The 2,439-nt window shown below is 42.4% G+C and carries 3 protein-coding genes; 2 read left to right on the plus strand and 1 reads right to left on the minus strand.

Annotation, left to right across the window (positions count from 1 at the left end):
- The coding region (locus G4P69_RS36995) for an orotidine 5'-phosphate decarboxylase / HUMPS family protein (protein WP_208354828.1) at positions 1-195 on the plus strand (195 nt) is incomplete at its 5' end.
- Positions 192-866, plus strand: coding sequence for a hypothetical protein (locus G4P69_RS37000; RefSeq protein ID WP_208346509.1), 675 nt, complete (start codon positions 192-194; stop codon positions 864-866). The genes G4P69_RS36995 and G4P69_RS37000, both read left to right, overlap by 4 nt.
- 162 nt (positions 867-1,028) lie before the next feature.
- On the opposite strand, the gene G4P69_RS37005 is transcribed toward G4P69_RS37000, so the two are convergent.
- On the minus strand, positions 1,029-2,333 hold the full coding sequence (locus G4P69_RS37005) for an ABC transporter substrate-binding protein (protein ID WP_208354830.1): 1,305 nt from the start codon (positions 2,331-2,333) through the stop codon (positions 1,029-1,031).
- Between the last annotated feature and the right edge of the window lie 106 nt (positions 2,334-2,439).

Genomic DNA, 2,439 nt, shown 5'->3' on the forward strand with positions numbered 1-2,439 from the left:
AGTGATTTTCTGCTAGTCTGTCCCGGAGTCCGCCCCACTTGGGCTGCTATTGGCGACCAAAAGCGAGTATTTACACCAGCACAAGCACTTAAAGCTGGAGCAGACTATCTTGTTATTGGACGCCCAATCACTGCATCTGCCGATCCGCAATTAGCCTGGAAGAAGGTTTGTGACGAGATAGCAGCGGTTGTATGAAGTTGACAATCAAAAAGAAAAATTATCACTTGTGGATTCTTTGCTGTAGCCTATGGTTCTTACCTTGGTTATTAAACTTGGAAAAAGCACAGGGTGGTAGTACTCATCCTCTCTTAGCAATAAAATCTACAGAAATATTAAACAGAAGGAACCTCACTATTGATCCGTCTTTGGTAGCAAAGATTGAAAAGACTAACAGTGTCGAATCATCCTGCTCTAACCAAAAAATAGAAATATTAACTAATCAGCTTTTGCGGGATTTACCTAATTACGCCAATCGTGCTATTCAACGCGCTCGTCCACCTCTGTTAAGCAAAAAACCTGAGGTTTTCAGTTATGTGCTAGTAGCAGGAAAACCTGAATTTACAGCCCTACCACTTCAACAAAAGGAATATAGCTCGTCCCAGCAAGAACAAAATGTTAAGCAAGTATTTTTTACAACTTTAGAGCGGCTCTATACGGCTGGAAAAGCTGTTAATTTACAGCAATTCCATCGATTATTTCTTGTTAAAACAAACACTGGTTGGCGTTTAGTGATGATGTTTTCTCAAACTGGTTACTACCCAGCCAACAAACCACCTACACCTCCACAAGATACCAGCAACGGAGACATAGCCCAAGGAATTAATGCGTGGTTGCGAGATTGTCAAGCGGGACGTATAAATGATTAGGGCATGGGGCATGGGGCATGGGGCATTGGGCATGGGGCATTGGGCATTGGACACTGGGGAATTCTTCCCCTGCTTCCCCTGCGCCTGTGCTCCTGTGCTCCCCCTGCTCCCTAACTTTTGACTTTTGACTTTTGACTTTTGACTTCCCCAAAGGGGCGCTCCCTATCTCGTACTATTCCACTCCTGTGCTGCATCTTCTAGGGCTTTATCGACAGTTTTCTCGCCTAGCATTGCTGCTTGGAGGTTCTCATAAATTGCCTTTTGTAGTAAATTAAAATTCTTGAGCGTTGGGGTTAAAACTTCTGCTTGCTGTAGGTCGGTAGCGCTAATCACACGGGCTTTATCTAAAAGTGTGGCGTTGGTTGGTAAATTTTTGAAGTAGCTATTAGATAAGGCGTTGACTGTGGATGGAAAAACTTTTGCTGCCTTAGCGAAGCTTAACTGGTTCTGATCGTTGGTAACAAATAAAGCAAATTTCAGAGCTGCGTCAGGATATTTAGTGTCACGAGGAATAACTACATTCATTACTGCAACACTTTTCTTACCGTTTTCACCAACAATTTGTGGTGCAGTGGCAGAAACTTTCGCGATTGTTGGTGCATTTTTAGTAATCGTTCCAAGAAACTCTGCCCCAACAGTTGTCAGCAAAGCTGTTTCTCCAGCTTGGTACAAATCTATTGCATGACGATGCCCTTGTGTCAAGACTTCTTTAGGGATCAACCCTTTTTTGTACAAGTCTACCCAATACTGAAAAGCTGCTTTCCCCTGTGGAGAATTGAAAGCGGCCTTACCTTCATTATCTATTAGAGTCACTCCCATCTGCACAAACGACTCTAGAACATCTCCAGAATCTTGTGGGATAAACGTTACAAAAAAGGCATACTTGCCAGTTTTGTCCTTAATTTGCTGCGCAGCCTGTGCTAACTCACTGTAAGTAGCTGGTGGTTTACTGATACCTGCCTGTTTTAATAAATCGGTGTTATAAATAGTTAGCCGCGTGGCGAGATACCAGGGAATCCCAAAACTCTTGCCATTTAGTGTGCTTGCTTTCCAGATATTAGGTAGATAGGAGGAGCGTACTTGGTTTGGAACTTTTACATCTAAATCTAGCCAGGCATTTCGTCCTGCAAGTTGAGAAGCAAAATCCGGGTTCAGGTTGACAACATCAGGTGGCGATTTTGCGGAGACAGCTGTTAAAATGTTGTTCTCCATTGCGGACCACGGTATATCATCCCAGTATATCTTTATACCTGAGTTCTGACCTTCAAAAGTCTTAATCAGGCTTTGAAAGTAGTCTTTAAATTCAGTTTGGAGCTGCATTGTCCAAAACTCAATATTTGCAGTTCCTGAAGATACCTGTTTTGTACCTGTGCCTACGTGACCTGTACTACAGCTGACAATCCAACTTGTCAGTAAGCCGAGTAAGACCCAAACAACTGATTTTTTAAACTTTTGATTTTGAATCATTGTGCTTGTAGTTTTTCTGATCGATAAAAGTGAAATGCTTATGGAGAATTTTCGAGATTATAAAAAAGAATACAGGAGTCAGGAGTCAGCAGTCAGGAGTCAGAAT

This window comes from Aetokthonos hydrillicola CCALA 1050, assembly GCF_017591665.1.
GTDB lineage: Bacteria > Cyanobacteriota > Cyanobacteriia > Cyanobacteriales > Nostocaceae > Aetokthonos > Aetokthonos hydrillicola.